We start from the raw sequence: 22684 nt of genomic DNA on the forward strand, positions 1-22684 counted from the left end.
GGGAGGGCAGGTTCACGGCATGACGATCATCAGCTGGATCATCCTGGGGCTGTTGGCCGGAGCCATCGCCAAGTTCCTGCTGCCGGGCCGCGACCCGGGCGGCTTCATCGGCACGACGCTCATCGGCATCGCGGGCGCGTTCATCGGCGGCTGGATCTCCTCCCGCTTCCTGGATCACCCGATCACGAAGCACTTCTACGACGGCGCGACCTGGGCAGCGGCGATCGGCGGTTCGCTGGTCCTCCTGATCGCCTACCGCATCCTGTTCGGCAACTCCCGCGACTGACCCAGCAGCACCGCCCGGCACGGCTGGGCACCCTTGGACCGCGGCCAGCAGGCGAGAAAGGGTGGGCACCGAGAGGTGTCCACCCTTTCCCGTGCGCCGTGCCTCAGCAGCTCGTCGCGGCAACCGCCGTCGTCCGGCTCACCGGTAGTTCACGAACTGGATCGCGAAGTCGAAGTCCTTGCCCTTCAGCAGGGCGATCACGGTCTGCAGGTCGTCACGGCTCTTGGAGCTGACGCGCAGCTCGTCGCCCTGCACCTGAGCCTTGATCCCCTTGGGACCCTCGTCCCGGATGATCTTCGCCACCTTCTTGGCGTTCTCCTGGGAGATGCCCTCCTCGATGGTCGCGAAGATCTTGTACTCCTTGCCCGAGAGCTGGGGCTCACCCGCGTCCAGGGACTTCAGCGAGATGCCCCGCTTGATCAACTTGGACTGGAAGACGTCGAGGACGGCCTTGACGCGGTCCTCGGAGTTCGCCTCCATCAGGATCTTGTCACCGGACCACGAGATCGAGGCTCCCACGCCCTTGAAGTCGTAGCGCTGCGAGATCTCCTTGGCGGCCTGGTTGAGGGCGTTGTCGACCTCCTGCCGCTCGACCTTCGAGACGATGTCGAAACTGGAGTCGGCCATGTCCTGTGGCTCCTTGTATCGGGGTGCGTGTGGGGTGCGGTTCGGCGGGCGTGGGGGTGGCCGCCGAGCCCGGCTCGGTGCACGGGCCGCATCCGGACAAGCCTAGCCACCCGGGCTCCCGTGAGCGCAGATCAATCGGGTGGCGAAGCACCCCTCGGCATCGGGTATTGTTTACGTCGTTGCCAGAGAGCACCGCCGAAAAGCGGTTCGAACGGCAGCAACCCCGGCGGTGTGCCCGAGCGGCCAAAGGGAGCAGACTGTAAATCTGCCGGCTCAGCCTTCCCAGGTTCGAATCCTGGCGCCGCCACGCTGAGAGAGACCCCCTCCGAACTGCGGAAACGCGGCGCGGAGGGGGTCTCTGCTTATTCGAACAGCATTGGTCGCACGAGGCCCGAAAAGGGCCGTTTGTCTCGCGCTGTCTCAGGTGATTCCCAAGCCTGATCAGCGCGTGTCCCCCAGGTGTCCCCCGGGGGGACGGCCGTCCCCGTCCCATTCCCGCAGGCCAGCCTCGATCTGACGGTTCGCGCGTTCCTGTGCTTGCGCCAACACCTTCGCGTAGACGCGCAGGAGGACGGCCACCGAGTGTCCGGCTCGGCGCGCAACCTCCATGGGGTCGACTCCGCTGAAGAGCCAGAAGGAGACGCCGGCGCATCGGAGGTCGTACGGTCTGCGAGCGAGGGGTGACGCCTCCTCGTCCGCGGTCAGCACTGCTATGCGCGCGCCAGCCCAGACCTCGCCGTAGCCAGTGTCCTGAATCACACCACCCCTGCTCGTACGGAACAGACGACCGTCGGGTGCGGTGCCGTAGCGGACGATGTGTCGGCGGAGCATCGCAACGAAGTGCGGAGGCACGGGCACCACACGTGAATCTCGCGCTGCCCGTGCTTTCAGGTGGCGATCCTGGTGGGCTCGGCCGTCGTCGGTCCAGTCGCGGCCGGCATGGACGATGCCGCCTCGAAGAGTGAGCTTTCCCCACCCGCTCTCGGGCAAATGGCATTGGGCTGCCGTTAGGCCTACGGCTTCAGCGGGCCGCATGGCCGCGTAGTACAGGCACCCGAAGAAGGCTTCGAGGTGGGCCCCGCGGTCGCCCTGGCCCCGCACGCCTTCGAGGAGGGCACGGACCTGACGGGGATTGGCGACGCTCGCCGGATCCACCTCTTCGGCGGACTTCGGAGCTGACCACTTCACTGTCGCCAGCGGGTTCACGGGGAAACTGAAGTATCGACGCTCGACGGCGAGACCCAGAACGTCGCTGAGGCAGGCCCGCTTGCGCCGAGCCGTTCGCCCGGCCGCGGGGGAGCCGTCGAGCAGTGTCGATACAGCGTCAAGCGCCAAACGGAGCGTGGCAGGATCTTCGAGGTCTGAGACAGGGAGGGAATTCTTCTCCAGCCAGTGCAACGCGCTAACCACGTCATCGGGTTGATCCTGGGCCCAACGGCTCTTGTTGTAGGCCCAGCCGTACAGCGCCTTGCGTAGTACACGGGGTGACGGCTGCCCGGTGGTGGTCTTTACGAGGGCGGGCGTGATGGTCGCCAGAGCATCGGCATCATTGCGACGTGACTTGGCGGGGAGCCGGTCCCATCTGCGTTCCACGTACGCGCGGGTGTGCTCGTACCACGTCACGGAGCCATTCAGGGCCCGCAGTTCGGAGGCGGGGAGCCCCGTCTCCACATCAAACTGTTCGCCCTTTCGCAGGGCGGTCATCAACTCGGAACGGCGACCGTCAGCCTGAGCTTTGACTGTGTAGCTCTTGGAGTGCTTCTGAGTTCCGACAAGCCAGCGAACCCGGTAGGGCTTCGGGCGATCACGGCGAGTCTCGATGCTGTAGATGCGAACGTCGTACGTAAGGGGCATGGCTCTCCGGTGGATGAAAGAGCCCGCCCCAGGTGGGGCGGGCTCGAACGACCAAAGTCGTCAGACGGCGGTTTCCTCGCAGCTCTCCCACCAGGCGTCGAGGTCGGCGCGGCTGACGCGGACCTGGCCGTTGGGGAGTTTGCGGATTCGGGGCGCTTGGCCGCGGGCGCGCATGCGGTAGAAGGCGGCGCGGCTCATCTTGATCTCTGCGAGGACTTCGGGGAGTTTGAGCATCTGAGGGCGTGCCACAGTCGACTCCTTCGAGGCTCTGGTCATGGCGGGGCTTGTACCTGTCCGAGGTTCGGATTTCTGCGTCACAGCGTCACCTGCGTCATTCAGGCTTCTGACCTGCGGAAATCCGTGACACAGCACGGCGGGGATGCGTCACTGCCGCGTCACCTGCGTCACGGGGGGCGTGACGCAGGTGACGCAGGATGACGCAGCCGGATCGGCTCTGCGTCACGTTCTTCCGGCTGGTCAGGGGCCGTTTTCCGTCGCGTGTGACGCAGGTGACGCAGCGTTCCTCTACTTAGGAAAAGAGAGGGGGTGGTGTCTGTTGTCGTGCGCGGCTTCAGGCGCGAAGAAGGAGCCGCTGCGCGGCACGTCCTTGGGGCGGTGCTGCGCACCGAAGAGCAAGAGGAGCACCTATCGCCGCGTCGACCAGGGTGCTCTTCTTGCTGTTGTGCGGTGACCCCAGCGTTCAGAACGCGGTCGATTGTTGCGGCCCGGGTGCCGGCGCGGGTTCGGTGAGTTCGATGTAGCGGGCTTCGCGGGTGCGTCCCCAGTCGACGATCAGGCCGCGGGCGGCGAGGGTGGGTTGAAGGCGTTTGAGCCGGTCGGAGAGGACCTTGCCGGTGGTGGGCCATCCCTTGGGCAGCGGGCGGCAGTCTTCGCCGCTGTAGAGCCGGGTGAGGAGGTGCAGCCACTCCGCGGATGTCATCCGCTCCTGCGCCCCCGGTTTCATGCCGGCCGCGTACTGCAGCACGGTCTGCGCGAGCAGGTCGCCCTCGATGACGTCGTCGTTGAGGTCGTCCAGCCCGGCCCGGTAGGCCGCGAGCGCCCCGAGGCCCATGGCTTCGTCGAGCTGTGCGCACAGGTGGGCGAAGTCCGCCATCCGCAGGTCGGTGGGCGTCTCCGCGGTGGCGGCGCGGACCTTGACGGTCAAATCCAGCAGGGAGCCGAGCATGACGGGCAGGGCTTCGGCGTACTCCGCCCACAGCTCCGCTTCGGTGCGCCGCACCTTCGGCCGCTCCAGCCGCAGCGGCAGCAGTCGCTCGGCGAGGTCGGGGCGGATGACGCCGACGTCGATGCCGGTCAGGAGCAGGGGGCGGCGGTAGCGGGCGCGGAAGACGTCCCCATCGGTGAACAGCGCCCGCTTGACACTCTCGGCTCCGGTGACGATGCAGCACATCGCATCGGACAGGTCCGGGGTCATGTGGGAGAGGTTGTCCAGCGCGGTGACCCATCCCGCCGCGACGGCCGCGATCAGGTTGTCCTCGTCCTTCGGAGCCCGGCGCAGGTCCCCAGTCATGCCCTCAATGAGCCGGATCAGCATCCGCCCACCGGTGGATTTGCCCGCGCCCTGGGGGCCGGTGAGGAAGGGGGCGGGGACGGGCACGGAGGGTTCCAGGCAGCCGATGAGCCAGGCCATGGCCAGACACTCGGTCTCGGCGTTCGCGAAGTTGCACAGCCGAAAGAGCAGGTCGATGCCCTTGCCGTTGGTGTCCTTGGCGGGCAGGGGCAGTTCGCCGGTGAGCTGGGTGCGCCGCCAGCACACCTCTGCCGGGTCGGGGACGGCGATGTCCCAGCCGGTGGGGTGGATGCGGACGGATTGGCCGTCGGTGCGGCCCAGGTCCAGCCAGGTGGCCCCGTCCAGGCCGGGGGCGACGCGGATGTGGACGGGCTGGACCTGCTCGGTGAGGGCGAGTGCTTCGATCAAGTCGAGTGCCTCCTTCATCGCGGTGCCGTTGAACGTGCCGAGTCCGTCCTTGAACAGGCCGACCATGAGTTCTTGGCGGTGGCTTCCGGTGGTGCCCTGGGAGCGGATCGGGCGGGCCACGGGGTGGCCTTTGCGTTGGGCATAGACGGTGCCGTCGGCGGTGCGGAAGTAGCGGAAGCGCTCTTGGGCGTAGTCCGCGATGACCTTCCGCGCCGGGTTCTTGTCGTCGTCCTCGGGCATGGTCACAGTCCCAACGTGGTGCGTGCGTTGGTCCACGCCTCGGTGCAGTGCCGCGGCGTCTCGCCCTTGGCCTGAGCGGCGGTGAACAGGCGGGCGATGTGATCCTCGGTGAGGCAGCCGCACCGGCCGTGCGTCGAGAGCACGGCCAGGAACGTCCGGTACACGGCCGTGTGCACGCCGCTGGAGGTTTCGGTGATGCGCTGGACGGCCATGGTGATCCCGCGTTCGAGGTAGGCGGGGGTGCGGTGGCGGCATTCCCCGCCCCCGACCGGCGCGGGAACCCTGACGGGTACGGGGGCTGTGGGCTTGGCTGCGGTGAGCGTGCGCACGACGTCGGGCAGCGCGACCAGGGTGCCGGTGCCGGGCCCGAGCCAGCGGGCGTAGGCCATCGTGGACTTGATGTCTACCCCGGGCCGCACGCCGTTGGCTGATGGCATCGTCCCGAGGTAGAGCCAGTGCTCGCCGCGGGTGGTGGGCACGGTCCGCGTGGCGGGCAGGGTGGCGCGGGCCCACGCGATCGCGTCGGCGTTGTCGCAGTCCACGACCGTCAGACCGGCGCCACCGGGGTGGTAGGCGATGGCTGCGGCGCCCTGCCATGCGGTCGCCCACGCCGGCGAGCTGATGACGCTGGTGTCGGTGGTGGCGGCGGCCCAGCCGTGGCACGGGTGCGGGCAGGTGCAGGGGCCGGGGGTCTTCATGTGCGGGCGCCCGCCGCACGCGGTGTACAGGCATGCGGGGCAGTTGGCGAAGGGCACCTTGCCCTTGCGCAGCGGCAGGACGGGCAGCCCCTCGGCCGCGAGCTGGAGGGCGGTGCGCAGGTGGTTGCTCACGCCGCCACCTCCAGCATCCTGGAGGCGAGGAAGGCGCGGCCGATCCACTCCATGTAGGCAGGTGGGAGAGCTTCCCTCAGGCGGACGTGGTCGGTGGACCAGTCGATGCCCTTCGCGGCCCGGATCTCCTCCACGGTGGCCTTCCCGCCGCCCTTGCCGTACGCGGCGACGTAGGGCCCCTCGTGGTATTCGCCGTGGCGCCAACCGCGCACCCGCCCGCGGTGGCGCGGGTGGACCGGTTGCGCTGTGGTCCAGTTGCCGAGTTCGAAGTAGCGGTGCATCAGCACTCCGAGGCCGAACTGTTCCCCGCACAGGCGGATGTCCTTGCGGACCTCGGAGCCGGCCACGTTCTCCATCACGTACGGCCGGCCCGTCGCGTCCAGCGCGGCCCGTACGGGCCGGATGAGCCGGGGGTAGGTGCGGCCGATCGCCTCATTGCGGGCCCTATTGGTGCCCTTGGTGGGGGCGCCCTCTCCCTGGCAGGGCGGCGAGACGTGGATGAAGTCGAACTCGCGGCCACAGTCGCGGATGAAGGCGACCACGTCGCCCTGGTGGAACGCGTCGCCCCGATAGTCGGGTTGGGCTTCGATGTCGACGCCGGTGATGTGGACGTTCGGGCCGAACGCACGGCGCAGGCCTTCGGTGGCGCCGCCGATGCAGCAGCATCCGTCCAACACCCAGAGGGGTTCCCGCAGGGCGAGTGCTCGCGGGATGTCGGTGGGTTGGGTCATGCTGGAGGTCTCCAGTTCCTTGATGGTGACTGGCTGGCAAGGGCGGCCCCGCTTCTTTGGCGAGAGGGAGGGGCCGCCCTTGGCGTAGCTACTTCTTCGAAAAGAGCTTGATCGTGATGCCGCCGGCGCCGACCGGTCCGGCGGCGCCGGCGATGACGGTCGCGGTGTGGGAGGCGACGTCCATCAGCCAGCACAGGGCGGCGACCACGCCCCACGTGCCGAGGGCGGCGGCGCCGGCGATGGCGAACGGCAGCAGCAGCCGAGACCAGGGGAACGCGGCCGGGGTGGTGTTGTCCTGGATGACGAACACGACCGGCTGTCCGGTCGCCTGTGCGAGGTGGTAGGCGTCGGCGGGGATGTGCGGGGCCATCTGGCCGGACGGGGTGTGCTGGCTCATTTCTGGCTCCCTCGGGGTGTGCCGCGGGCCCGCGCCGACTGGTGGCGCGGGCCCGTGCGGTGGGTGGTGTGCTTGTCACCTGTCTTGTCGTGCGGCTTGTCGTCTGCCTTGTCGCTTGTCTTGTCTTGTCGCTTGTCGCCTTGCAGGTCACAAGCCGTTTCCGGCTCTCATAGAGCCGCTCAGGGCCCTCGCTTTCGGCGTGGGCGACAAGCGGCAGAGGTCACGCCGCGGCGCCTTGTCAGTGGCCCCGGCTACTGTGCGGAGTGCTCAGCCGGACGGAGATCGTGAGGGACTCGCGGCTATGGGGGGTGGGTAGGAAGGTCCCCGGCATCCAGCTCGGGACTGGAATTGGGATCCATGACCCCACCCCCCTCCTCCGCTCACTCGCCGGCACGGGGTTCGGGGGCGTGCCGGCGGTGGACGTAGCGGGCTTTGGTGCCCTCGCCGACGCGTACGGCGGTGCCATCCTGCGCCCACGTTTTCAGCCAGCCCACGACCGTCTGACGGGTCGTGCCGTAGGCATCGGCGAGCGCGCGGGCGATCGCGGACGCTCCGGTGCCCTCCGCGCCGGCGGCGATGAGCGCGGCGAGCGCAGCCTGTTGCGCGGGGCTGTCCTGCTCTTGCTCCTTGCGCAGTGCGGACAGGTTCAGCCCTGTCGCGGGCGGCGGGGTGTCGGGGTCGGGGGCGGTGGCGAACTGGGCGTCGATCTCCTCGCGAAACCGGCGCAACAGTTCGTCGTCCCCGCCCGGCGTCCCGGTGTGGTCGGTGCGCAGTGCGGACAGGTTCAGCCCACCCCCGGCACCGGGGGCCGACTGCTCGGTGCCGGTGGTGTCCGGGGTGAGGTCGCGCATCCACGCCGTGCGCTCCGCATCCCACCTCCGCGCGTAGTCGGCGCCCGCAGCATTCGCGGACACCGCGTCCAGACGCGGGTGCCGGTCGCTGGTGGCGACGGTGATGTCCCGGATCTGGGAGGGCTTGATCCGCCACGCCTTGAACAGCGCGCCCGGCGACTCAGGGGTGCCCATGAAACCGGCGCCCTTGAACGGCGCCTGATCCACACGCAGCCCGCGCCGGCCGGGGAACATCTTGGAGAGGTCCATGCCCTCGGTCTCGCCACCGGTCAGGGCGACGCGGACCTTGGCCTCACGGCGGATGAGCAGGTTGCCCAGCACGCTGCCGGTCGCCCCGAGTGCGGTGATGATTGTGCGCCCGCCCATGGAGCGGTGCATGCGGATGAACTCATAGATGCGCTTGGCGAGTTCCTTCATCCGCCGGTCGGTGCTGACCAGGATCTCCGCGCCCTCGTCGATGACCAGCATGATCTGGGGAATCTTCGCGCTCACCGGCAACAGGTCTGTGTCGTGCTTGGCCATCAGCTCTTGGTAGGCGCGCTTACGGTGCAGTCCGATCGCGATGGCCGCGTCCAGTAGCTTCAGCGCCTCCTCGTAGGTCCCGGCGAGCCAGTCCACGCCGGGCCGCACCGGACTCCCGTCCGCCTGCTTCAACTCGCCTGCGAGCGCGGGCCGCACCCAGGGCAGGCCGGCCGACCCGGCGTTCAGGTCGATCACCCACGTGAGGACGTCCTCGGCGCGGGCGAGTCCGGCCAGGATCGTGTGGAGCATGTTCGTCTTGCCCGACCCGGTCGGCCCGACGACCAGCGCGCACTGCTCGCGCAGGTAGGCCAGGACGTCGTCACCGTTGGTGCGGAAACCCCAGGGGATGCCGGTCAGGATCGACAGCGGCGTGTAGTCCTCGGGGTAGGTGCGGGCTTCGGCAAGCACGTTGCGGGTGGTGACGTCCACGATGGCGCGGCCCTGGTGGACGCCGGGGCCGACTGCGGCGGTGCAGCCGTGCGGCAGCTTCGCGTCCGCCGACAGGGCCGCCGCGTACTGGGCGATGCGGTCGTAGGTGGTGCCGCCCTGCGGTTCGAGATCCAGGGAGTAGCCGTTGCCGGTCTCCCACATCTCCACGGCCAGCACGCGCACGGTGATGTTGCAGATCCGGCGGATTCGCTCCACCCACTCCGCGGCGATCTGGCGTCGCTCCGCACTCATCTCCTGCGCGATCTGACGTCGCTCCGCGGCCAGGGCCTCTTCCTCGCGGGCCTCTTCGTACAGGGCGACGGAGCGGGCGCCGGCGCCCATGCCGACGCCGATCGTGGCGAGGGAGCCGAGGGCGGCCCACGAGAGGGGGCCGGTGGTCATGGCCCAGGTGGTCCATCCGGCGCCGACAAGCCAGGACGCGGCCTTGAAGGCGAGGGTGCGGCCCGCGTTGCGGACCTTGAGCCCGGCGACGGTGTGACCGAGGGCGCCGGCACCCCCGACAGCGAGCGCCCACAGGGGCGGCATGCCGGTCGCGGCGCCGGTCGTGGCGATGGCCAGGGCTCCGGTGGTTGCGGACAGGGCGCCGGTCACGGGTCCGTGACCGGCGCTCCAGTCCAGCACCGGGCCACTGTCCGCCTGCTTCTTCTTGTGCGCGGCAGTGGTGGCATTCATGTCAGACGTTCCAGCCCTTCTCGGCCTCGGGGCCGTTGCGGGGGTCCTCGTGACGGGCGATGTCCTGTTCGTGGGCCTGCCGGAACAGCGGGCCCATGTCCTCGGCGACCGCGACGGCGCTCATCAGGGCGCCGAAGATGTCGTTGAAGCCGTCCGCGACTTCCTTCTCCAGCGGGAACTCACTGTCGGCGCGCTCGGCGAGGGTTTTCATCACGTTCGCCACGCTGGTCAGCGCGGCCGGGAGCCCTTCGACCATGGCGAGGATCTCCATGGCGCTCTCGGGGTCGTAGGCCTGGGCGGCCTGCTCCATCTCGGCGGCGTGCTCTTCGAACTGGAACCCGGACACGTGCTCTCCTTCACTGGTCGACGTGCGGTCGGTGTGGTTCGGGACGGGGCTGGCCTGGCGCTCCACCCGGTCCCCGAGCCCGTCGGTGTCGTCCTTGGCGGCCTCTTGCTCTGCCGCGTCCTCCGCGGCGGCCTGCTCCTCACGGATCGCCGCATCGCGCTCGGCGCGCTGCGTGCTGGCCGCACCGGTCAGCTGCCGGTACAGGCGCTGGCCGGGGTGAACGAGCCAGGGCAGGCCCACCTTCCGGCCCAACGGGCCGGCCAGGAACTCGAGCAGACCGATCGGCAGGGCGAGCAGTGCGGCCAGGGCGCGGCGCCCGTGGAAGCGGGCTGCAGAGCGGCGCAGGGCCTTCCTCGCGGCCTGCCGGGCGGGCGCCTTACGCACGCTGGACCGCCCGTCGGCCACCTTCCGCGCGGTGGCCGCGTCCCGCCGGGCACGCTGCTTGGCGATGGCCGCCTGCTGCACCGCACGTGCCTTACGGCCCGCACCCCCGAGCATCCGACCGGCCAGACCACCCGACCGCGACCGCGCCTTGTGGGGCTTGGGGATGTTGCGGCGAGCGTCGGCCACCGCGCGCCGGGCCGCGGAGGTCTGCTCACGCTTCTGTGCGCGGGACGCTTCTGCCTGCTTGTGCGCCTTCCGCAGCGCCTTGACCTGCCCCGCCTTGGACAGGGCTCCCGCCGCACCGCCACGACCGCCGCTCTTGAGCCCGGCGGGTTTGTTCAGGGAGAGCGGAGCACTGTGCTTGGCCGCCCCGGATCGTCCTTGACCGGCCGCGCCACGCCCCAGCCCGGCGCCCGGTCCGCGCCGCTTCTGACCGGGGACCTTGCCCGACCCGCCAGCCGTGCGACCGCTACCTGAACTGCTTTTGCGACCGGCGGTGTTGAGGCCGCCGGAACGGTGCCGGGCGGCGTGCTGGCGGGCCGCGCTACGCGCGGCGGCCCGACGCGCGGCCTGCTTCGGGCGCGGGTTGCGGCTGCGGTAGGAGGCGAGGGTGCCGAACACGACCATGCCGGTCGCGGCGACCACCGCGGCGACCGGCCCGCCGACCAGCCCCGCCCCCGCGATCGCGGACACCGTGGCGTTGGCCCCGGACAGGGCCAGCGGCGCCACCGGCCAACCACCCGGAGCATCCTCTACCTGGCTGTTCTTCTGCTCATCCGCCTTGTCCACAACCTGTGGGGTCGGGGCGGGCGGGGTGTCGGTGGTGGCGGGGGTCACTACCGCTTCCGTACTGATGTCGGTCATGCTGAGAGCACTCCTTCTGGAGTGAGAAGCAGGACCCGAACGAGCTGGTGAGAAGGTGCGTTCGGGTCCTGCGCCGGTATGGGGATGCGCTGTTCAGACGGGGGATTTCAGGCGGCACACGGTTCCTTGGGGGCGGCGCAGGAGCCGCACATGCCCAGCGAGGGCGGGATGACGTATCCGACGTCGCGCCGGCACTGGGGGCAGATGCGGCGGGCGGCGTTGGCTTTGGCCAGGGCCGCCCACCGGGCCAGCGTCATCGGACGCACCGGCTTGGCCTGGTCGATGCGGTACAGGTAGGCGACCAATGGGCCGCGTCGGCGTCGCGGGCGTTCGAGTTGGGCGGCGACGTCCTGTCCGCCGGGCCGAAGACCGAGGGCGCGTAGTTGCCGGTAGGTGGCGTAGCCGTCCGGGGCCAGGCGCCAGCGGTAGACGGGCAGGCTCACGACGTGCTCTCGGCGGCCATGAGCGTGGTCCACGCCTCACGCACCCGGTCCTCGGCGCCCTTGAAGCCCTGCCCGCGGAACTCCGTCGCGGCCTGCCGATACGACAGCGGCGGGTTCTGCGAGTGCCGCAGGAACCGCAGCACCACGACCAGCTGAGTGTCTGAGAGCGTGGCACCCGGCTCGGGGACCGTCACACCCGCGACCATCGCCACGTCCGCGAGCGTCACAGCCGGGAGGTGAATCTCCTCCTCCCGTGACGGCTCGCTGTCCTCGGCGGGCGGTTCGACGTCCGGCGTCACGGTGGCGTCACGCCCGTCGTCACACTCACTGCGCGGGCCGGGAGGCAGGGCGTTGACCTGCGTGTCTTCCGCCTCCCGGGCAGTGTCCGAGGGGGGCAGGGCCGGGGCAGTCGCCGGGGCGGATTCGAGGGGTGTGACGGTCGGCGTGACGGGCGTGCCGAACATGGCGGCCAGGGCGGCATCCGCGCCCTCGGTGACGCGCTCTCGCTGCACATCCACCAGCCGCGCCCCGAGCGTGACGTCACCGACGCCGACCTTCTCCGCCAGCTTCCACGACTCCCGCTCCGACTCGGCCTGAACCTTGGCGTCCGGGTGGTTGGCGGCACGGGCCCGGTGATAGGCGAGAGCCTGAACCAGCTCAGCCGTCTTGCGCTCGGCCTCCGGATCGCGGCCATCGCGGTGGACGACGATGCGACGCGCGAGGAACGCGGCACCCTCGGCGGACACGGACATGCCCATCGGGGTCAGCGCGTAGATGACCACGCGCCCCGCATCCGGGGCGGCCATCGCGGACATCGCCGACGCCGCGGCCGGCAGGGCCCACAGTCCGGCGCGCACCGGCCACGGGGACGCCTGGCCCAGCATCGTCAGACCGAGCAGGACCAAGGCGAGGACCGCGGTGGCGCCCTCACCTGCCGCGACCGCACCGGCCGCGGTGCCCTTGCCGTACATGTGGCTGATGTTGGAGAACGTGCCGATCGCACCGAACCCGCCGGTGGCGACCATCGGCACGAACGCCGCGGTCAACACGAGCGTCTGGCCGCGGGTCAGCTTGCGTGGCGACGCCGTGACGGTGCCGTTCATGCCGCGTCCCCCGTTCCGAGCCGGTTGGCGACCGTGCGGCGGGCGGCCAGTACCTTGTTTGCGGCTCGGCGCAGACGACGCTGATCCAGCTCCGACGCCGGCCGGTCCAACAGGCTGATTTGGACGTCCAGCAGGTCCATCTCCGCATCGATCAGCGGACGCTCCAACTCGATGGCGTGCAGCTCCCGCCAGGACGGTTCCACGTCCGGCAGCCCCTCGGTAACGGGCTCCTGAACAGCAACGATGAGCTTCATGGGTCGTGTCTCCCTAGCAGTAGGTACGGCCCGGACAGCGGCTCCCGGGAGGCCCCCCGGGAGCCGCCCGCCGTACGGGGACAGGTCCTCTCGCGAAGCACGAGCGACCGCGGCTCCCCGGCACCTCACGTCGCGTACGGCAGAGGTGTCGGGGACCGTGAGCACTGGTGCTCAGGCAGGGCATCGAAGGCCCCGCGAAGGTTCGGCGGATGTCAGATCACGCGAAGCCAGTCACCGCCCCGAAAGGCGGATCTGGGCAGGTCACCCGGCCCGACATGGGCGGTCGGGATGGTGACCTGCACCCATCGACCACCCGTGTTCAGGTGGCTGGGCCGGCACTCTGTTGAGTTCTTCGCAGTGCGGAATCCGGGCCTTGCTTCCGGGCACTGACACAGCCCGCGAAGCCCTTTCGGGCCTCGCATCCGACATAGTTCAGATTGACTTAGGTCAATCCGACTGTCAAGGGAGCGCGGTGGAAGAAGGAGAGATTGACCTAGGTCCGGCTACTCTCGGGGGTATGGAGCAGAGCCCCGAAGTGCCCAGACCCACGCCAATGGCCAAGGAGATTGCTGCGCGGTTCCGCGAGAAGATCACGGGCCCCGATCCTGAGTACGGTCCGGGGGACCGGCTTCCCGCTGCCCGCTCGCTGGCCAAGGAGCTTGGCGTGCAGCTCATGACAGTTCAGAGCGCGTATGGCCAACTTCGCGACGAGGGGCTGATCCTTACCCAGCAGGGACGCGGGACGTTCGTCCGTGATCCTGCGGTACCTCTCGGCACCGAGCCGGGCAGCAGCCCTACTTTCGCGGCCTTGGCCGCGGAACTCAGCACGATTCACGACGCTCTCCGTTCGTTCGGGGAGCGGCTTGATCGGCTTGAGCGACTTGTGGGAAGCGAGACTCCACCTTCGCCGTGAGTCCGTCCGCACGCCTCAGCAGTCGTTCGATCTCGACACGCGCCTTGCTCAAACCCGCCTTGGGTGGAGCGAGTTCAGCAGGTGTTTCGCCTGCCGGCTCGCCGCTTTGCTCATTGATCCCTGACATGCCAATGAGCATGTAGCCGTGAACGGCAGAGGACCCGGACAGAGTGTCCGGGTCCTGTTTCCTTGCAGGTCAGGAGTGTTGGCGATTGGTCATTTGGTTACTTCGTTCACGGCCTCTAGTACTGCGTCCCAGGGAAGTTCACGCCCCGCCGGCGCCTCGCGCGGCTCGTACAGCGGCCACACCTGGGGGTCGTCGATGATGCGTACGCCCCCCGCCCGCAGGGTGTCGATGTGGTGCTGCCATGCGGGGTGGCGGGCGTGCGCTGCATTCACCCGAGGGAAGACGACGACCGGCAACCCGAGGGTGCCAATTGCCTCGCCCACTTGAGTCAGAGCCTGATTGTCCATGAGGCCCGTGGCGAGCTTGGCGACCATGTTGGCCGATGCGGGGGCCACGACGTAGCAGTCAACCGGTGGGTGCGGTCGTGCCTCGCCAGGCAGACGCGGTTCGTCGCGCACGGGCAGACCGGTCAGCTTCTCCAACCGCTCGACCTCGCCGCTCATCCGTAGCCACTGACCTGCGGTCGGCGTCAGTGTGACAGCCACCTGCCATCCGCGCTCAATCGCGGGCCCAACCAGACCGGTACGCAGCGCCTCCACGCCTCCAGCCGCCGACCCGACGACTCCGAGCACCCCACGCTTGCCTGAACTCACTGCACCGCCCTGCACCGTTGAGCCATCACGAACACTTCGGACGATCGCGAGCCGCCGGTGACTGGTGATTGCTTGATCAGATCCCGCAGAGTCTCGCGCACCCTCGGATTGTTGCGCACGAGCTGTGGCGATGTGCGTTCGGCCGTGCGGAGTTCCGTGAACGCCTCATCGCCCTGTCCGTTGAGCGAGAGGGCGCGCGCGAAGTCGATGCGGTGCGACACGCTGCGTTCCTGCGGCATGTGGTCGACGTTGATCCGGCCGTGCTCCACCACGTACGACACGTTGTCGAGGTCCAGTTCAACCGACAGGCGGTGAAGCAGGACGTTCGTTGGGCCGAAGCCGGTCTGCCAGTAGTTCTCATCCGAGCCGAGGTCATCCGCGAGTTCCTCGGCTCGGTCCAGCAGGCCGGTTGCGGTGGGCCGGTCCTGGTGGCGCGCTGCTGCGACTGCGGCCCGCAGGTGGATCATCCCCAGCAGACTCAGTGCCGCAGGATCGTTTTCGGTCACCCGAGACGAGAGCCATGCGGCGGCCGTGTTGCCCAGCTCCAAGGCGTCGTCGTACCGGCCGTTGGCCAGCAGCGCGTGCGTGCCAGACCGCGCGGCGGACGCCAACACGAGCGGGTCGTCAGACTCGTCTGCGGCACGCATCGCACGCTCGGCAGCAAGCCAGGAGATGTCGGATTCGCCGATCTTCGCGAGGGTCGTTGCTGCGAGGTGGTGGGTACGGGCTGACACTGCCCAGCAGTCGCTACGGTCCTCGCCGCGCCGTGCTGCTCGTTCCTCCAGCTCCTGCGCAGTCTGGAGGAGCGCGGGTAGTGCGGCTATGACGCTGCCGAGGCGTCCACCCTGGTAGTCGTTCCATGCTCGCTCCACACGCACGGCCGTGGGCGCCGGTGTAGGGAGCTGCACCTCAGCCTCGGGCCCGAAGAGCAGACGAGATAGTCGGCGTGGGCTCATGAGCGCGTCGCGGACGGCGGGTACGTCATCCTGTTGTCGCTCGTCCTCAACAAGCACGGTCTGACCGAGCAGGTCTCCGAGCTGGACTCGCAGGATTCGCGACAGCTCAGCGAGCATGTCGATGCGAGGCGGTTTCCTCCGACCGGTCTCGATCTTTGCCAGCCAGTCAGTGCTACGGCCGACGAGGCCAGCCAGAACCTCTTGGGTGTAACCACGACGCTTGCGGTAGAACGCGATGCGCTCACCGACACTGAGGTGATCTCCAAGACCACGCATGGCGTGCTGCCTCCTACTGGTGTGGGGGCTGGCCCGTTTCACCGTACAGAGTCAGTGATCGGGCGGGCAGGTGAACCGGCCCCTGATGGGGTCTGATTGAGCATGAGGTGCCAAACGTGAAGAGACCCGGACACTCTGTCCGGGTCTCCCTCAGGAGCCGCCCTGCGCAGCCAAATGGCTCGGCACCCTTGCCGAACGAGCGCCTGCGCCTGTTGCCGGCGGGGGGCACGCGTTCCAGGCGGCCCGGAGGCGCTGCGCGGCTTGTGGGCCGACTTCTTCGCCGCGGCCTTCCTGGCCGGCGCCTTCTTCTTCGGCTTCGGCATCTCGAATGTCCGCGTCCTCACCACGCGATGCTTGGTCGTCCTCACGGACACCTGCAGCGCGGCCATTAGGTCGAGCACCTTGCCGCCCGTCGAACGACTCGATCTCCACCGCTTTCGCCGTGGGCAGCGGCAGATGCGCCAGGTCTTTGTCACTGATGGGGAATGACCTGGTCCTTCGCGTACTACCCTCACTTGCCCAGGCGGTCAGCTGCACAGCGCTAAGGAGTCGTGGATTCAGAGCTTCCACGGCACTAGGGCGGCAGCAAGCAGACCTCTGTCTGCGGCGGCACAAAAGCGTTCATAGAAAGCCTGAGTGCTGGCGAAGGCCTCGTGGCTGCGAGTCAGGTTGCCAAGCTCGAAACCAAACCCGTACAGCACAAGCACACGCCGATTTCCGTGTGCAGCATTCCTCCACTTTTGCGGCAGTTTGATTTGAGCACGGGCGTGGACTGTGCCGGTTGAATCGACAAGTATAAAGCGGTTCCGATGATGCCGCAAGTGCCAGCCAGGTGGCGTGGGAATGCTGAACGCCTCAGGCGTCACTAGTCGAAAGCCTGAGCTGCACACGCGATGGATCTGAAGTTCCAGTGCAGGGCCTTCCGCGGGCGTCCCCACGGCCAACATGTGTTTAGGTTCTACGACGGCGAGAGCAATGCTTCCTCCGGCTGGTCCTGGCAGCCGCTGTGCGGCGAAACCAAAAGCATCAAAGGGCGGCTCCGTGGACAGCCCCAGGCGCGCGTGAACGTCAGATCGTTCAAGAATGCGAATCAGATCAGCGTCCCGTTGCCAGCCAGGCGGCAATTTCCCAAGCAGCTCGTCGGCCTTCGTCTGATAATTATCATGCATGGCAATACTGGCCGAGCGACTTGCTGAGCGGAGCAACCGTTCCACAAAATGCCGCCGCAGATCCTGCCATGGTGTTTCGTCGTCCGTCTCCTTGTGTAGTGAGTGTGAACCGATTTGGTTCATCAGTTCACTAGCAGCTGGCACGTCCCCTCGGCCAGCTGCGGCCACGGCTCTAAGTAGCGTGTAACGCGTGCGGTCGACGGGCGACACCTGCCTGCTGAGGGCCTCTACATCGATCTCACCAACCATGCGGTTCAACAGATGTGACGCTGCCTCGTCATCGGTAAGCGTCCAGGCAAGCGCACAGCACATGCCTGCGTTGTGCAAGAGCAGCTGTTCCGAGAAACGGTGCATAGAGCGAGGTCCGGTATGAGAGAGGAAGCGATCGAACTCTGCCTCCGCCTCTCGCCAGCGCCGCTGAGTGGCCAGGGACTCAATCAGAATGCGCTGTACTTCAACGTGATGGCCTGCCCAAATTTCGCCGTAGGAGGCCAGGGCCTCCCGTGCAGCGTGTTCGGCTGCCTCAAATTGGCCTGCATTAATAAGGCGTCCAACCTGTCGAGCCCGCGCCATCTCCGCCACCTTGGAAGGCGAGGGAAGGGTGCTACTCAGAGCATTAAAGGCGTCATGGAGGTGCACTACGTCCGGGTTACTCCCATGCCTGAGCCGTAGTTCCTCCAAGACCGCTGCGGCTTCTGCCGTGAGAACGGCTGCGGCGTTTCGGTTTGACTCTTCCTCGCGGATGCGCTGAACGTACGTGAGCACGGGGTTGAGTAGTTGTACGATCTGGTTGACCTCTCCAGGTAGCTCTCCACGCTGGAAAACATGCGCCAATTGGATGCGCGTCTGGATCTGCAAGACTTCGTTAGGTGCTTCGATCTCGTCCAGCCAGGCAAGCTCACATTTTAGGAGATCTGCAGCTTCCTCAAGGTCTCCTTGGCGCTGTTTGAAACCTGCGAGATTGCCCAGCAGCAGTGCTGTGTAATTATCTTTCACGTTCCGTCGGCGAGCATGCTCTGTCACAGCGGCCGCGTGCTGAGCGATTTCCCAGCTGCGATCAGCATGTTCGATCTCCATGGCGATGTATAGCCATCGGTTCGTGTGAAAAGCACACCGTGACAGTGCCTTCGTGCTTCCAGGAGCGTGCTCGTAGTGCTGGCGGAGAATCTGCTGCAGGACCGAATTCATGGAGATGGTGTCGTCGATGCCCGGCGGGTGCCTGTCGGACAAAGGTGCCAGAGGCTCCGCGAAGCGAACGAAGGAAACCTTGACCAGAGCCCGGAAGATCTCCCTTAGGGGAAGGTATTCCTCATCTATGCCAGTGGGTAGAGGCTCCGCTGGGACGTCTTCCGGGTCGATGAAGGCGCTAACGGCAGCCAGATGGATGGGAATGCGTTGCGAAGCAAAATTGGTGAGGTATCCAAGGACCTCGCGCACCTGCTGAGAGAGCAATTGCTGGCCGGCCAGGAGCTGGACCAACCGGTCCAGACTCAAGTGAACTGCCGCAACCAAGGTGCGTGGGTAGCCGCGAGGCACGGAGAAGCGGTCGTTCAGAGCGCGTGACAGCAGCGAATGCCGGTACCGGTCGATCCGGTCGGTTGGTATGCCGCAGCTGTGTAGGTAGCCGCAAGCCAACTCGATCGCAAGCGGCCATCCTTCAAGGGCCTCGGCCAGCGATACCAGGACGTCACGATGTTGTTCTACGTCCTCGTCGATGAGAGCCATTCTTCGAGTGATCAGTTCGCATGCCTGGTCAGTGGACATTCGGTCCATTGACACTTGACGCCCGAGCCTCATCCACCCGGCATCATCGATGGAAGTGATCAGCACGTCCCCCCGGCCAAGTCGGGGGATCCAAGCATCGATCGTGTCGACGAAAGCATCGTCGAATACAAGCAGCCATCGGCCTGGAAGCGCGCGGAGTAGCTCGTGTACCTTCTCTCGCAAGAAGCTGGTATCAGGCGCGTCCTGAGAGTCCGCCGGCTGCCGGTGTAGGTGCCACCACAGGCGTAAGAACGAAGCCGTTAGTGATTCCGTTGTTGAGGCGTCGGCCCAGAAGATGAGATCGTACTGATCGGCCCTCTCGGCGATGTAAGCCGCTGCTGTACTGGACTTGCCGATCCCTGATAGCCCGGTGAGGACGCAGCACTTCAAATCGCCTCGAGAAGCATTGCTCGTTGGCCCCAGGGCGGCGGTGACTTCCGAAAGGAGAGACGGGCGGCCAACGTCGGGTATGGGAGCCATCGTCCCATACACGACTCCCCAGTCCTTGTGACCCGCTGCACGGATGAGGACATCGTCTCCTATGAGCACCTCATGCTCGAAATCTGTGATGCTCCAGCACGCTTCCTGTGGAGTAGCGGCTCGCCGCAGAACCTCAGAGGTCAGGTAGCCGAGAATCAACCCAGCCGAGCGCTCGCCGAGGCCAGCCTGGTGCCGTGTACGCCGCTTGCGCAGTTGATCGTGTAGATCGCCGCGTAGGGCAGTCTCGTCCCGCAGGTCGGTGACAATTCGGCACCGCCCGAGACGTTCGACTTCATCGGCAGACAACGTCTGGAGCAGTGAACGCGCTGTAGGAGCCTGAGCCAGCAACTGCGCCAGGGAGGACATGAGTTCGACTGGGTCCTGTTGCCCCGACTTCAAGGCAGCTGATAGTGATCGGCATTTGGAATCAGGTACGGCGGCTGTTATCAACTCGTAGGCCACAGCGTTACATTTGGTGACCATAGTGGCCAGGATAGTAAAAGCTTCCGGGGCGCTGATCCGTCGGCCCGGCGTGCTGCTTTTGACCTGCGCGGCCAACAGGCACTCGCCGTCCCGGTTGACTAGGTCGAAGTCAACGACGTCAACGGCAGCAGTGCTCGTGCCGGGAGGGGGCCCCTCGATTCGGCACTGCTCGACCTCCGCGCGATCAAGGGCCGACAGCAGCGCTTCGAGAGTGCGTAAGTACTGATACTGAAAACCGCGAGCGGCTATGCGGCCACCATCCAAGCTGCTCACCAAACATGCCCCCCAGTTCGGCGCCGACTCGCCTGGGTCGCTCCCCGCACTTGCCGACGCCAGCATCACAGTGATAACGCGTTCTTGTATGCCCTCGGTGAGGGCCTAGCCAGCCAGCTAACCCAACCGGTCGGTTGGCCAACGGCCCGCCAGGGCATGGCTTGACGATTACAGGAGGCCCGCCTCGCGCAGACGCTGCCATGCCGTGCGGACATGGTCCTCCGTGAAGAGACGCTGCTTGCGCTGATTCCAACCTCTGATGCAAGTAGTGACGGATTCAGGGTTGGGTGGAGGTGGCACTAGTTCTTCAGCGGCGAATAGAACGGTACTCAAGAGCTCCATGCCGAAAGCGTCTTCGAAGCCAGCCGTTAGCGCTTGGAACTTAGCGGAGATTTTTTCGAACTCCGGGTATTGCTTCAAGAGCTGTTCAGCCTCGCTCACGGAGTCTTTGTTGAGTTCCAGGATCGCTTGGGCGCCGCTGGTGCCGTCGCCGAACCCAGTAACAAAATGACCTTCCATGGTCGAGACTGCACTGTCCAAGCGCTGCGAGTACGGGCCGTAGATTCCCTTTTCGAAGTGGAGCCCCAGGGGGAGACGCAATTTCTGCAGAAAGTACGCAACCTTGTGGGCTTCAAGTAGGGACACGCGGGGCTCAAAAGCCAGCCCGCGTGAAATCCCGCTCCGGATGTAACGATTGAGTGCGGCAAGGAATGCAGCGCGCTCCCGAGTCATCTCGGGCGTCTTCGTGGCATTCGGCATGGAAGTTGCGCTCGGAGCGCCCGAGGGCTCCCAGACTCGAACTTCGACTCCTGGGATAGTACCCAATGCTTGGCGGATCAATGGTTCAACATCGTTCCACGCGAGTCCGCCATTGCCGCATCCAAGCGGCGGTACCGCAATGGACTTAATTCCTCTTTCGACGATTTCGTCGCGTAGGGCCACGAGCCCCGAGGCGATATCCTCAAGTCGGGATGGTGCACGCCAGTGGCGCTTGGTCGGGAAGTTTACGATGAACCTTGGGCCGCCCAGTTGCCTGACCTCATGTACGTGCATGCGGCCAGGGTTGACGTCGCCGCGATCGCAGGACGCTTTGTAGTCCTCAAAGTTATCCGGATAGGCCCGCTTGAACTGCAAGGCGATGCCCTTGCCCATGACGCCCACGGTGTTGACCGTGTTAACAAGGGCATCGACATCTGCCAGAAGCAGGTTGCCGGTGCCGCGCGTGATCATCGTTGTCCTTCCCTGCTGGGTTCGTTCGTTACCGCTAGGTCAGTAGTACCACTCACGTCTGACACTCACCGGGATCTCGGCGCCTACCTCTCTGAACAGACGTTGCACCTGCTCAGCATGATCACGGTCGTAGGCCGCTGCCTCGTGCAGGGCAGTCAGGGGAAGGTGCTCGTGCACCAGCAGCTCTGCCATGCGGCGCCGCATGCGATCACCATCATCAACCGTGTTCGCCCAGTACCGTGCTCCCATGATCTCCCAGTCAACGACGCTTGGCATCATGCTCAGGTCGGTGAAGTGGCGGGTGATCTCGTTCGCGCAATTGCCGTCACTGAACACGTACGGTCTTCCGGACGCCCTGACAGTCTCCACGGACGTGACCAGGTAGACGAGTGGAGCCTGCCCGTCCTGGTACGTGGGTACGCCGCTTCGACTGATCACATAGAGCATGGGGGATCTCGGGGCGAAATAGAACGGGACGTAGTCAGCAGGGCATCCGTAAGGCGGAACGGTGATCTGACGCAGTCGACGTTCGGCCTTGACGTCCTTGTCTCCGCACTCCACTGGCACACCGCCCCTGCCCTGCATGATCTTGTCCGAGACCAACTGCTTCTCGGACAGGATGTCGGGCAGGTGGCGCATATGCGTGAAGTGAAACAGTCGCCGTTCCCCAACGTTCATCACAAGATCTGAGTAGACCACAGTGGCGGGTACTGCTGGGAGCCGTTAGGTCGTCAGTCGACGGACGTAGCAGGGGACTTGGTGGCGAGTCCTGACGCGGCGTCACATGTAACTCCGGTCTCCCGCGGCGAGGAAGCATCCCCCATGGCCCCCAACGGTCAGTCGAAGAGTGGTCGAGGGGTGATTCGGAGGGGCCAGTGGGCCATGTGTGGGCCGGAAGCCCTGCTAGGAGCTGCGCTGGGGGTTCGCCGCCCAGGCCAGGGATGCCGGCCCTCGCGTTACCCAATCGGTCTTGAAATCCTTTGTGCAGCTGGCCGTCGGGGCGCAAGGTGGCGGGCTGCTCAGCCAAGTGTCGGTCAACTGTCGGCGCCGGATCTGCGGGTGTCAGCGAGGCGGTACTGGCCCACTTCCGGGTCCTGAGGGCCCTCCATCCCGAGGTCTCGCCGCATGGCTTCTCGCAGATGCGCGTTCTCCCGCCAAAGATCCGCGCGACAGACGACATAGGAGTCGCCCCGGATGGTCGGTTCCTCTATGAGCCGGTCGCGCATCGCAGCCAAGGCATCACACGCCGCCTCAGCGAGACGAATGATCTCAGCTGAGGCAGCGAGGGACAGGCTCTGTCTCAAGCGCCAGATGCCGGCGCCGTCGAGGGCCCGGTGAAGCTCGCCATAGATCGCGTCGCCGGACGGGCGGTCGGGCCGTAGGACCACGTCTCGCATGTCGGAGTGTCCGCGGCTCAGGGCCATCAGGAACTCCGAGTACACGGCCCTGCGCGTCTGCACAGCCTCTCGCTCCCGATCGCGGCGCCAGCGGAGACGCTCGGCACCCAAGGCCGCCGCGACGCCCACAACGGCCCCTGCCAGACTGCTGATTGGTGATATCCAGTCCA

At 66.7% G+C, this 22684-nt stretch carries 21 protein-coding genes and 1 tRNA gene; 4 read left to right on the forward strand and 18 right to left on the reverse strand.

Annotated features, from left to right (window positions below; all coding sequences use genetic code 11):
* Positions 1-19: 19 nt before the first annotated feature.
* Entirely contained in the window at positions 20-286 is a 267-nt protein-coding gene (locus LN251_RS16985; RefSeq protein ID WP_058923828.1) for a GlsB/YeaQ/YmgE family stress response membrane protein, read from the forward strand.
* 138 nt (positions 287-424) lie between these two features.
* Here LN251_RS16985 and LN251_RS16990 read toward each other — a convergent pair whose 3' ends face one another.
* Complete coding sequence (locus LN251_RS16990; RefSeq protein ID WP_458245164.1) at positions 425-913, reverse strand: YajQ family cyclic di-GMP-binding protein; 489 nt, start codon at positions 911-913, stop codon at positions 425-427.
* A gap of 225 nt (positions 914-1138) precedes the next feature.
* Here LN251_RS16990 and LN251_RS16995 point away from each other — a divergent pair.
* A tRNA-Tyr gene (locus tag LN251_RS16995) sits at positions 1139-1220 on the forward strand.
* A gap of 134 nt (positions 1221-1354) precedes the next feature.
* On the opposite strand, the gene LN251_RS17000 is transcribed toward LN251_RS16995, so the two are convergent.
* From LN251_RS17000 to LN251_RS17050, 11 genes are all read right to left on the reverse strand, one after another.
* Positions 1355-2767 (reverse strand): tyrosine-type recombinase/integrase, encoded by a 1413-nt coding sequence (locus LN251_RS17000; RefSeq protein ID WP_458245165.1) that lies wholly within the window; start codon positions 2765-2767, stop codon positions 1355-1357.
* A 60-nt stretch (positions 2768-2827) separates the two neighbouring features.
* Positions 2828-3016 (reverse strand): helix-turn-helix transcriptional regulator, encoded by a 189-nt coding sequence (locus LN251_RS17005; RefSeq protein ID WP_458245166.1) that lies wholly within the window; start codon positions 3014-3016, stop codon positions 2828-2830.
* Positions 3017-3467: 451 nt separating this feature from the next.
* Positions 3468-4946, reverse strand: a complete 1479-nt coding sequence (locus LN251_RS17010) for an ATP-binding protein (protein ID WP_458246736.1) — start codon at positions 4944-4946, stop codon at positions 3468-3470.
* A 2-nt stretch (positions 4947-4948) separates the two neighbouring features.
* Positions 4949-5776 carry a bifunctional DNA primase/polymerase gene (locus tag LN251_RS17015; protein WP_458245167.1) on the reverse strand — a complete coding sequence of 276 codons (828 nt, stop codon included), beginning with the start codon at positions 5774-5776 and terminating at the stop codon, positions 4949-4951.
* Complete coding sequence (locus LN251_RS17020) at positions 5773-6507, reverse strand: DNA methylase (protein ID WP_458245168.1); 735 nt, start codon at positions 6505-6507, stop codon at positions 5773-5775. Before LN251_RS17020 ends, LN251_RS17015 begins: the two co-directional genes overlap by 4 nt.
* Positions 6508-6595: 88 nt before the next feature.
* The gene (locus tag LN251_RS17025) at positions 6596-6904 is read right to left on the reverse strand and encodes a hypothetical protein (RefSeq protein ID WP_458245169.1); all 309 of its coding nucleotides are present in this window, start codon (positions 6902-6904) and stop codon (positions 6596-6598) included.
* 380 nt (positions 6905-7284) lie between these two features.
* Positions 7285-9399 (reverse strand): FtsK/SpoIIIE domain-containing protein, encoded by a 2115-nt coding sequence (locus LN251_RS17030; protein ID WP_458245170.1) that lies wholly within the window; start codon positions 9397-9399, stop codon positions 7285-7287.
* 1 nt (position 9400) lies between these two features.
* Complete coding sequence (locus tag LN251_RS17035) at positions 9401-10993, reverse strand: hypothetical protein (RefSeq protein ID WP_458245171.1); 1593 nt, start codon at positions 10991-10993, stop codon at positions 9401-9403.
* 107 nt (positions 10994-11100) lie between these two features.
* On the reverse strand, positions 11101-11436 hold the full coding sequence (locus LN251_RS17040; RefSeq protein WP_458245172.1) for an RRQRL motif-containing zinc-binding protein: 336 nt from the start codon (positions 11434-11436) through the stop codon (positions 11101-11103).
* A complete protein-coding gene (locus tag LN251_RS17045) occupies positions 11433-12539 on the reverse strand; it encodes a hypothetical protein (RefSeq protein ID WP_458245173.1) in 1107 nt (368 codons plus the stop codon). The genes LN251_RS17040 and LN251_RS17045 overlap by 4 nt, the downstream gene beginning before the upstream one ends.
* Positions 12536-12793 (reverse strand): DUF6284 family protein, encoded by a 258-nt coding sequence (locus tag LN251_RS17050; RefSeq protein ID WP_458245174.1) that lies wholly within the window; start codon positions 12791-12793, stop codon positions 12536-12538. The genes LN251_RS17045 and LN251_RS17050 overlap by 4 nt, the downstream gene beginning before the upstream one ends.
* A gap of 517 nt (positions 12794-13310) precedes the next feature.
* Here LN251_RS17050 and LN251_RS17055 point away from each other — a divergent pair.
* Entirely contained in the window at positions 13311-13706 is a 396-nt protein-coding gene (locus LN251_RS17055; RefSeq protein ID WP_458245175.1) for a GntR family transcriptional regulator, read from the forward strand.
* A gap of 216 nt (positions 13707-13922) precedes the next feature.
* Here the strand turns inward: LN251_RS17055 and LN251_RS17060 are convergent, their stop codons facing one another.
* A complete protein-coding gene (locus LN251_RS17060; RefSeq protein ID WP_458245176.1) occupies positions 13923-14501 on the reverse strand; it encodes a flavoprotein in 579 nt (192 codons plus the stop codon).
* Complete coding sequence (locus tag LN251_RS17065) at positions 14483-15718, reverse strand: helix-turn-helix domain-containing protein (RefSeq protein ID WP_458245177.1); 1236 nt, start codon at positions 15716-15718, stop codon at positions 14483-14485. Before LN251_RS17065 ends, LN251_RS17060 begins: the two co-directional genes overlap by 19 nt.
* A 261-nt stretch (positions 15719-15979) precedes the next feature.
* Between LN251_RS17065 and LN251_RS17070 the strand changes: the two genes are divergently transcribed.
* The gene (locus LN251_RS17070) at positions 15980-16207 is read left to right on the forward strand and encodes a hypothetical protein (RefSeq protein ID WP_458245178.1); all 228 of its coding nucleotides are present in this window, start codon (positions 15980-15982) and stop codon (positions 16205-16207) included.
* Between the two features lie 68 nt (positions 16208-16275).
* On the opposite strand, the gene LN251_RS17075 is transcribed toward LN251_RS17070, so the two are convergent.
* From LN251_RS17075 to LN251_RS17090, 4 genes are all read right to left on the reverse strand, one after another.
* Complete coding sequence (locus LN251_RS17075; RefSeq protein ID WP_458245179.1) at positions 16276-19887, reverse strand: hypothetical protein; 3612 nt, start codon at positions 19885-19887, stop codon at positions 16276-16278.
* Between the two features lie 168 nt (positions 19888-20055).
* A complete protein-coding gene (gene darG, locus LN251_RS17080; protein ID WP_458245180.1) occupies positions 20056-21117 on the reverse strand; it encodes a type II toxin-antitoxin system antitoxin DNA ADP-ribosyl glycohydrolase DarG in 1062 nt (353 codons plus the stop codon).
* 39 nt (positions 21118-21156) lie between these two features.
* Positions 21157-21795, reverse strand: coding sequence for a type II toxin-antitoxin system toxin DNA ADP-ribosyl transferase DarT (gene darT, locus LN251_RS17085; protein WP_458245181.1), 639 nt, complete (start codon positions 21793-21795; stop codon positions 21157-21159).
* A 356-nt stretch (positions 21796-22151) separates the two neighbouring features.
* Positions 22152-22559: a hypothetical protein gene (locus LN251_RS17090; protein WP_458245182.1), complete on the reverse strand. Its 408-nt coding sequence runs from the start codon at positions 22557-22559 to the stop codon at positions 22152-22154.
* Between the last annotated feature and the right edge of the window lie 125 nt (positions 22560-22684).

It is taken from the genome of Streptomyces sp. MAI_2237 (assembly GCF_054189285.1).

What these genes read in the sequence shown, in the direction of transcription:
- LN251_RS16985 (WP_058923828.1), top strand. Translation starts at nt 20, where the DNA reads ATGACGATCATCAGCTGGATCATCCTGGGGCTGTTGGCCGGAGCCATC.
- LN251_RS16990 (WP_458245164.1), bottom strand. Translation starts at nt 913, where the DNA reads ATGGCCGACTCCAGTTTCGACATCGTCTCGAAGGTCGAGCGGCAGGAG.
- LN251_RS17000 (WP_458245165.1), bottom strand. Translation starts at nt 2,767, where the DNA reads ATGCCCCTTACGTACGACGTTCGCATCTACAGCATCGAGACTCGCCGT.
- LN251_RS17010 (WP_458246736.1), bottom strand. Translation starts at nt 4,946, where the DNA reads ATGCCCGAGGACGACGACAAGAACCCGGCGCGGAAGGTCATCGCGGAC.
- LN251_RS17020 (WP_458245168.1), bottom strand. Translation starts at nt 6,507, where the DNA reads ATGACCCAACCCACCGACATCCCGCGAGCACTCGCCCTGCGGGAACCC.
- LN251_RS17025 (WP_458245169.1), bottom strand. Translation starts at nt 6,904, where the DNA reads ATGAGCCAGCACACCCCGTCCGGCCAGATGGCCCCGCACATCCCCGCC.
- LN251_RS17030 (WP_458245170.1), bottom strand. Translation starts at nt 9,399, where the DNA reads ATGAATGCCACCACTGCCGCGCACAAGAAGAAGCAGGCGGACAGTGGC.
- LN251_RS17035 (WP_458245171.1), bottom strand. Translation starts at nt 10,993, where the DNA reads ATGACCGACATCAGTACGGAAGCGGTAGTGACCCCCGCCACCACCGAC.
- LN251_RS17045 (WP_458245173.1), bottom strand. Translation starts at nt 12,539, where the DNA reads ATGAACGGCACCGTCACGGCGTCGCCACGCAAGCTGACCCGCGGCCAG.
- LN251_RS17050 (WP_458245174.1), bottom strand. Translation starts at nt 12,793, where the DNA reads ATGAAGCTCATCGTTGCTGTTCAGGAGCCCGTTACCGAGGGGCTGCCG.
- LN251_RS17055 (WP_458245175.1), top strand. Translation starts at nt 13,311, where the DNA reads ATGGAGCAGAGCCCCGAAGTGCCCAGACCCACGCCAATGGCCAAGGAG.
- LN251_RS17065 (WP_458245177.1), bottom strand. Translation starts at nt 15,718, where the DNA reads ATGCGTGGTCTTGGAGATCACCTCAGTGTCGGTGAGCGCATCGCGTTC.
- darG (WP_458245180.1), bottom strand. Translation starts at nt 21,117, where the DNA reads ATGATCACGCGCGGCACCGGCAACCTGCTTCTGGCAGATGTCGATGCC.
- darT (WP_458245181.1), bottom strand. Translation starts at nt 21,795, where the DNA reads ATGAACGTTGGGGAACGGCGACTGTTTCACTTCACGCATATGCGCCAC.